The organism is Algoriphagus persicinus (assembly GCF_035156415.1).
In the GTDB taxonomy this organism is placed as follows: Bacteria; Bacteroidota; Bacteroidia; order Cytophagales; family Cyclobacteriaceae; genus Algoriphagus; species Algoriphagus persicinus.
Map to the genome: position 1 here is coordinate 1 of NZ_JAYEEY010000054.1, position 8,526 is coordinate 8,526.

The 8,526-nt window shown below is 43.4% G+C and carries 4 protein-coding genes; all 4 read right to left on the bottom strand.

Features of this window, described 5'->3' with window-relative positions; translation table 11 throughout:
• Positions 1-989, bottom strand: a 989-nt coding sequence (locus tag U3A58_RS21350; RefSeq protein ID WP_323826428.1) for a DUF1501 domain-containing protein, incomplete at its 3' end; no start/stop codon positions are given.
• A 303-nt stretch (positions 990-1,292) separates the two neighbouring features.
• Positions 1,293-3,719 (bottom strand): DUF1549 domain-containing protein, encoded by a 2,427-nt coding sequence (locus U3A58_RS21355; protein ID WP_416377324.1) that lies wholly within the window; start codon positions 3,717-3,719, stop codon positions 1,293-1,295.
• Between the two features lie 715 nt (positions 3,720-4,434).
• Positions 4,435-7,242 (bottom strand): PQQ-dependent sugar dehydrogenase, encoded by a 2,808-nt coding sequence (locus U3A58_RS21360; RefSeq protein ID WP_323826429.1) that lies wholly within the window; start codon positions 7,240-7,242, stop codon positions 4,435-4,437.
• A gap of 344 nt (positions 7,243-7,586) precedes the next feature.
• On the bottom strand, positions 7,587-8,381 hold the full coding sequence (locus tag U3A58_RS21365; RefSeq protein ID WP_323826430.1) for an SDR family NAD(P)-dependent oxidoreductase: 795 nt from the start codon (positions 8,379-8,381) through the stop codon (positions 7,587-7,589).
• Positions 8,382-8,526 lie beyond the last annotated feature (145 nt).

Sequence of the window (8,526 nt, forward strand, 5' to 3'; positions counted from 1 at the left end):
ATTTTCTTCATTTCTTTCAGACGGGTATGTCCATTGTCATGCGTATCCCAGCCCATAAACGGTTCGTATTCCGAAGTCACCGTGATGTATCTTGCTCCTTGCTCTACCAGCCTTTTTGCCAATAGGCAACCCAGTCCAAACTTGCTGTTGTTGTACTTGTCATAGCTTTCTTTGGGTTCCAGACTTAGATCAAAAGCTTTGGCTTCCGGGGAATTGAGCAGGATATAAGCTTGCTCCATGGATCTTTTCAGGGATTCTTTTTGATAATCAGAACCGTACTCGCCCATCGCACCGGCAGAAAGCAGGTTTTCATACAATTGATTTCTAGACTCAAACCGCTGAGTGGACATCCCGATAGGAGGGCGTACACTATCTAAACCAGCAGAAGGGTCTGGTATCAAAAAAGGTCCATGCTCGCTTCCCAAAAATCCTGCACTATGAAAGGCTTTCAATTCTTCGCCTTCGCCAACTGAAAAGCGCTGTCCAATATTAATGAAAGAAGGAATCACGGGGTTGAGAGGCCCTAGCTCCTTAGAAATCCAAGCGCCAAGATGTGGAACGACCACTGATTGTGGAGGCTCATAGCAGGTATGAAAATGGTATTGGTGCCGGGTATGTAGAATGTGTCCCAGATCTGCAGCCACGTAGGATCGGATCAAAGTTCCTTTGTCCATCACTTTGGCAATGGATTCTAGACCTTCGGAAAAGTTGACACCATCCAATGCGGTAGGGATGGAGGGGAAAGTGCTTAGAACCTCTTTGGATTCCATCCCTTTACGAAATGGTGTGTATTTCTTTGGATCAAAAGTTTCGGTGTGAGCCATGCCCCCTGCCATGAAAAGCAAAATAACCGAGTCAGCCGTAGCTGGGATTTTGTCAATTCCGCAAGAAGATAAAAGCCCAGCCAGAGGAGCACCCATTCCCATGGTTGCCATCGCGGCAGCAGAGGTTTTTTTGATAAAGTCTCGTCGGTTAAGTGGTGTTTGCATGGTTTATTATTCTCTAATTTTCATGAATGATTTATTGGCCTCATTCTCCTTGTTTTAGCAGACCGAAGACCCGCTAAAGCGAGGCTGGCCGAAGACGGGTGACCGAAGTGGCCTCAATTCTAGAGTTGGCTTTTTCCGTCATTGCGAGGTACGAAGCAATCCCTTTTGAAATCGACTAGACTGCTTCCCCGACTCATCGGGGCAGGCTGTTCCTCGCAGTGACGCACCAATACAGATTGCTTCATTCGTTCCTCATTCGCAATGAGGCTTCTCCCGTCTTCTGTCTTCCGTCTCCCGTCTTCTTCACTCCACCATCTGAAATTCCGGCAGCAGAATCACCGCCCAGAACAAATCCTGAATTTTGGCAGCATCCGGATTTTGTCCCAAGGCTTTGGTTGCGAAAGCCAATTCATTCTCATTTGGCTTTCGGTTCAGTGCTTTTTGATATAATTCCTCCGTAATCTGAACGGGATCACTCAGGAGCGATTTCCATTTTTCAGCGCCTTTTTGCAATGCCGTATTCAATCTTTCCCCATTTGTAAGTTCCAGCGCCTGCAACAAACTCCCTTGAGCTTCTCTGCTTGTAGAGACAATCTCACGATTTGGTCTCCCCAAAGCAGTGAGAAAAGGATTATTGGCGACAAGTGATGCTCGTGCAAAAGAAGGTTTGATATGCTCAGGATTCTGCAGTTCAAAAGGATTGTACTTGATTTCTTCTTCAGGGAAAAGCGGATAGACGATTTCACTAACAGCATCAGAAAACTGCTCGGCTGTCATTCTCTTGCGAACCATCCCATTGAATTTGTAATCTTCAGCCATTACGGCATCGTAGGATTCGTAGCCGACGGATTGCGATTGGTAAATCTTGGAACTTGCTATTTGGTAAATAAGCTCCTTCAAATTGTAACCATTTTCCACAAAATCAGAAGCCAGCCAGTCCAATAGATCCTGACTCCACGGCATATTGTCCATTTCGTCTACCGGTTCCACTATTCCTCGACCCATCAGTTGCTTCCAAACCCGATTCACAATCGTGCGGTACATTCTGCCATTCGCAGGCTGCACCAATCTATCTGCAAGCTGTCTGAGCTTTTCAGCTTTAGTCGCCATACTGTCTATGTTTCCCAATTCCTCCCAAAGGATTGCTGTCTTAGCCATTTTCCCGGTAGGCACTTCGCAGCGACTAACTTCGAGAGTAGAGTCTGCGAAAATATTTGCGAAAGCATAAGACTCTTCCAGTTTCCAGTCAGAGATAAAACTATCATGGCAGGAAGCGCATTTCAGATTCAATCCCAAGATTACCTGCCCCACGTTTTGCGCAGCCTGCATTTCTGTTCTTTGACTGGCATTTACTGTTCCGCGCCAACGAATACCCTCTATAAAACCCTTAGACTTTTCAGTAGGATTTAATAATTCCTTGACAAATTGATCGTAAGGTTTATTGTCTCGTAGGGAAGTATAAAGCCAGTCCGTGATGTTGAAGCGGCCATTGGTGATGTATCCAGTTCCAGTATAATCATTGCGAAGGGCATCGTTCCAGAAACTCAGCCAATGGGTGGCATATTCGTCCGATTGGTTTAATAAATCCTGAAGCCAAATATCGCGTTTGTCGGGCCTTTGATCATTTCGAAATTCTTCCAGGTCTTGTGGACTTGGGATTAAGCCTGTGATATCTAAATAGATTCTTCGGAGATAGGTTTTGTCATCTACTACCGCATTCCATTTTAGTTTATTTTCTCGGAAATATTTATCAACCCAAAGATCAATGGGGTTGTTCAAACCTGCTTTGTAGGCAGGAAGAATAGGATTTCGCGGAGCTAATTCAGCTACTCGGTACACAGATTGCTGTGCAGCGCCATCTGGCCAAGGCGCACCTTTGGCTATCCAAAGGGCGATAAGTTCCCTCTCTTGTTTGCTCAATAAGTTCCCTTTGGAGGGCATTACATCATCGTGATTTTTGCGCAAATTAATCCTCCGGATAATCTCACTTTCTCCGGGATTTCCTGGAATTAAGATCTTACCATTCTCACCTCCTGTAAAAACAAATTCCTTTTCATCCAGCCGTAATTCTCCCTTAATCTTTGACCCGCTATGGCATTTGTAGCAATTGTGAGCTAGCACCATCCGGACTTCTCCGATCAGTTTCATTTCCGTGTCTGGAGTGAGTTCTGAGCTGTAAGCCGCAAGATTTATCGGTATTTTTTCAATTTCAAGTTCATTTTCCTTACCGGGCAAAACTTCCGTAAGGAAATCCTCCCCGTGCGTAAGTGATCCTCCAAAATGTCCCGCAAATGATACGCATAGGGCAGTTAGGAAAAGCGTGGTTCTATAGGCTTTTATCTGAGAAGGAATGGGACTGCTTCTGATTTTGGAGAGAAAGAATAAAGTAACAAGACTTAAAGCGGCCGTTCCAATTCCTATCCATTGATGCAGATCCAGGAGTTCTCCAGAAGTTCCTTCATTTGTTGCTAAAAGCCATCCCATCGGGGCGGCGATGATAGCACTAAGCGCACCAATAGCTGCTAGAATCAAAATTCCGGGTCTGATTCTGGAATGGAATTTTCCTAAAGTAAACAGCTCCATCAAAGCAGCAACCACAAGCAATGCAACCGGGAAATGGACAATCATGGGATGAAGTCGGCCTAAAAATTGCCAAAGCCAGAAAGATGCTTCCTCAGCAGAATCAACAGGTTCTGTTTGCCCAAAAGTTGAAAAATTAATCAACAGCATGCCTCCAATTAGAAAGATAGAAAATGGGAGCGATGAAGATTTTAGAGATTGATTTTTCAAGTGTGTATAATATAAAGCAAACGGTTTAATACTTGCTGAGTATTAGCAGAGTACTTATCCAATATGTGAAAAATAGGGCTTTTGTTGTGTAAATCTATCCTGATTGGTAGTTGATTTGATGGGCGGATATTCTGGGGTGCTAAAATCCAATTTATATAAAATGGGTATATCCGTTTTTTTTGCCAGAAAAGAGATCTAAACGTGAAATAATTTGTGGGTCTTTTTTGGTTGTCTGAAATTCAGTGATTTTCGAACAAGCTCCGAAGGAGCCTAACCATTCATAACCCTGTACGAAGTGCAGGGCAAAGTATCGACAACTTTCTATAGCCCTGAAAGGGCGAAATTTTAAAGTTACTCCCTATTGAGGCTTATTTTCACGAACATTTTCTCTGCCCCCGGCTTTGCCGAAGGTTATGAATAGTTTCAATCCTTCGGGTTTTCTACAGTAGGTAAATCCTGCTTCTGGAGAAGCAGGATAACAATACGACCCATGGAACTTCCTAATTAAATTTCAAAACCTTCGAGGTCGAAAAAAGATCTCAAAGGTTATAACAGCAGCGATCTCTGCGCAAGCCTTTGTGGTTCTTCGCGGTTAAAAGTAATAAAAAAGCCCTGTTTCGATCCGAAACAGGGCTTTTGAAATGTTGAAATACTTTTAATTTGTGGTGTTAGAGAACTGAACTTCATTCACGCTCAGCAGGACTTCTTCTCCTTTTACTTCAGGGTTTTTGAAAATGATATACACATCATGTTTTCCTGTAACGGATGATAAGGTGACTTTTCCAAGACTGGAATTTTGTCTTCTCCAATCAATGTAACTCATGCCAGCTGGTGGTCTGTATCCTCCTCCGGGCTTAGCCACAAGCGGTTCGGATTGTCCTATTAGCTCACCGGTAGGTGAGTCAATTCTGATCTCGACTGATGCACCTTTGGCATCCACTCTTGCTGAGATACTTGCATACACTACAATTTCCTTGATGCCGGTTAAATCCAAGTTTTTGAAACCTAGGTGAGACTGATCTCCTACCATGAAGAAATTCACACTTGGAGTGGTCAGTAGGTTTACTCCTTTTCTGACTTCAGCACTTTGAGGATCCAAATACGGATTTTTCAAGGCTATAAAATCACTACCTGCCAAAGCGGGTACATCTCCATTTCCTTTATCAGTATATGCTGCATGTAATAGGAAACTTCCTTGCCCATCTTCGTCCTCAGGGATGGAAGTTTTCACATTTCCAGTCAGCGGCAATGATTTCGAAGTAGCTTTCACGGTATTCATATTCATGATGTAATCCACCATGCGTTTTGCATTAGCTTTTGAAAGTTGTGGATGAGCGCTCATCGCATGCTCACCCCAAACTCCGGCTCCGCCATTGATGATTTTACCTACAAGCATATCCACATTTGCAGGAGTATTTTCATACTTGCCAGCCACAGCCTCATAGCTCGGCCCGATGGAAGCCTCAGCATATTGGTGACATGATTTGCAGTCGCTTGCTTCTATTAGATTTCTGCCGATGTTTTCCAAAGCCTCAGATTCCACTCCTACCTGCTTAGAAGCGATCTCGATTGGGTCAAATCCAGAAGGGACATAATCAAATGTTACTGCTACCTCATTCGCTTGTATTTTGTTGTCAGCCGTGCTGCCGTCTTCATGGTCAGTTACAGTAATAGTGTAGGGTAAGGATTGATCTCCAAAATAGAATGAAGTATTAGCTCCTTTGAAATCAATGGATACAGTAGGGGCAGCATTGCCGGCGATTACATCAAAAGATGAAGTATTCGACTCACCTTTGGTATCGGTCACAGTTAGAGTTACTTGATGTTTACCAGCTTCTTCGAATGTGTAAGTTGCATCAGCACCTTTCAATTCGGTAGTCTTGCCATCTGTGCCAGTTAATTTCCAAGTGTAATCGAGTTTGCCTTGGTCGTAATCATCGTAGTCATTTGTGCCTTCCGAAGAGAAATGAGCGGTAAATGGTATAGCTCCAGACATTTTATCTGCGGTTGCAGTTACGTTTGGTTTACGGTTACCGGCGTTGTATTCGATTTTTAGGATTCGGGAATTTACATTTCCACGGAACCAAGCACTTCCATATTCTAAAATATATAGTGCTCCATCCGGGCCGAAGTCCATGTCGATTGCTGAGCTGAATGTTTCATTTGGTAAGAATCTTTCCATGGATTCAAAGTCGCCATTGTCGTCCATAGTCACGGACATGATCCATCCGCGCATAAAGTCCACGATTAACCATTTGCCTTCATAGTAGGCAGGGAAGATGTATGAAGCATCCTTGTTGAAGTCAGCTTTTCTAAAAACCGGGCCACCTGTAGCACTTCTTCCTGAGCTTCCTAGAATCGGAAATTGCTCAGAAATTCCGTAGGGATACCAGATCATGGCTGGCACAACCGGAGTTGGCAAGTCTCGAAGTCCTGTGTTATTCACCGATTCATTCACCGGCTTATTCACATCATAAGGCTCGCCATAGGTATCAGTTTCTAAGTCATGGCGGTTGTACGGAATATTGTCTCCTATAAAATATGGCCAACCGAAGAAGCCAGGGCCTTTTGCCTGATTGAATTCGTCATAACCTCGAGGCCCCCAAATGGAGTCTTTTGCAGCATCAGGTCCCACTTCACCCCAGTATAAATAGCCTGTTTTACTATCCAGTGTAGGTCTCCAAGGATTTCTATGTCCCATGGTGTAGATTTCAGGTTTTGTTTTATCTGTACCTTCGGGAAATAGGTTGCCTTTAGGGATAGTATAGGTGCCATCATCTTCTGGATGAATTCGTAGAATTTTCCCTCTCAAATCATTGGTGTTTCCAGGTGCTCGCTGATCATCAGAGTTTTCATGTCCCGGACGCTCATCGAGATTAGATGTTCCAGAGCCTGGATTCACGGTGTTATTTCCTACGGTTAAATACAAGTTTCCTTCTTGATCAAAGACCATTCCGCCACCTGTATGGCAGCATTCTTCCCGTTGAGTTGGAACTGCCAAAATCACTTTTTTAGAGGACTCTACTAGGGTATTTCCATCCAACTCCCATCTTGCCAACACATGTTGTGTGTCCTCAGGATCGGCATAATACAGGTAGATCCAATGATTGGTTTCATAATCCGGATGAACAATGACTCCCATCAATCCTTCTTCGGCTTCCCGGACGTTACCTTCTTTATTCGTGTATTTCGTGTTGACAGGGATGGTCGCCACTAATGTCACTGCACCGGTATTTTCATCCAGGATTTTGACCCCGCCTTTACGCTCGACAAATAGGATTTTTTTACCAGGAAGGAAAGTCATTTCCATAGGCTCATCCATTCCTTCACTTAGGACGACGGTTGTGAAGCGGTTTTCATCAGGTTTCTCCCGGGGCTCATTTTCTTCAGCCTCAGAACAGGAGAAAAATCCAAGAAGCAGTGCTAGGCTTAGCGCTGTAATTGATCGGTAAGTTTGTTTCATTGGTTATTGGTTTGGGCAAATTTTTGACAAAAGGAATGACCTGACTGCTAGTTGTATTCCTGTCCGATTCTGGATAAAATCCACAAGAACGACAAGTGAAAATTCAGTTTACGGTATTTTGTCGGGATGAATAGTCCTAAAAGTAAATATATTGTGTCACATTGAAATATTAAGAGTTTACTAAATTTTTATTTGGGACTGTTGCGCTTAATTTTTGCGGATTCGCTGATGAGGAAAAATTATAGAAGGCGTATTTGTACTGCTGCTGATGAAATAGAAGAAAGTGTCCCGGTTTTGCTCTTTTTGGCGAAAATAAAGCAGCGCATTATTTAAAAAATAATTGTCTAAAGTACGGATTTCACCAATCCTCCTTCTACTCTTATGGCTGCGCCATTGGTAGCAGACGCTAAGGGGCTGGAATAATAAACTACGGTATTTGCCACTTCCTCCACGCTAGCAAATCGCTGAATCAGAGAGGTAGGACGCATATCCTCGAAAAATTCTTCTTCCACTTTCTGTATAGATTTACCAGTCGATTCTGACAAATCTTCTATGAATTTGCCTACACCTTTTGATTTGGTAGGGCCTGGCAAAATCGAGTTTACTGTCACATTGGATCCTTTGGTTAATTCTGCTAAACCCCTTGCTACTGCAAGTTGGGCTGTTTTGGTCATGCCGTAATGAATCATTTCGTCTGGAATGAAAACGCCTGATTCACTGGAAATGAAGATTATTCTTCCCCAGTTTTTTTGAAGCATTTTCGGGAAATACTGTCTAGAAAGACGAATTCCACTCATGACGTTCATCTCGAAGAATCTGAACCAATCTTCATCCGGGATAGCTTCAAAGGCTTTTGGCTCAAAAATCCCTGCGTTATTGATCAAAATATCCACTTCTGGGAGCACTTTCAGCAGATTGTCAATTTCCTTCACATTAGAGAAATCGGCGGGGATTCCAGTGACTTTATCACTTCCTGTTTCCGATTTGAGTGCTGCGATGGCCTTATCTACACTTTTTTGATATCTGCCGTTGATGATTACGGTGGCGCCTTCCAATAGGAATCTCTTCGCGATAGCAAATCCAATCCCTGCTGTGGAACCGCTTATAAATGCTTTTTTGTCTTCTAATTTTAAATCCATTGCCTGTGATGATTAAAAATGGTTAGTTAAACCCGCATTATGCATTAGCAAATCTACTACGGCTTCAAACCGCCTCAAAATCAGTCGCTATGCTTCACTTTTCGCTCTCACCGTAGCGGTGCTACGACTCGATCTCCAAAGTGAC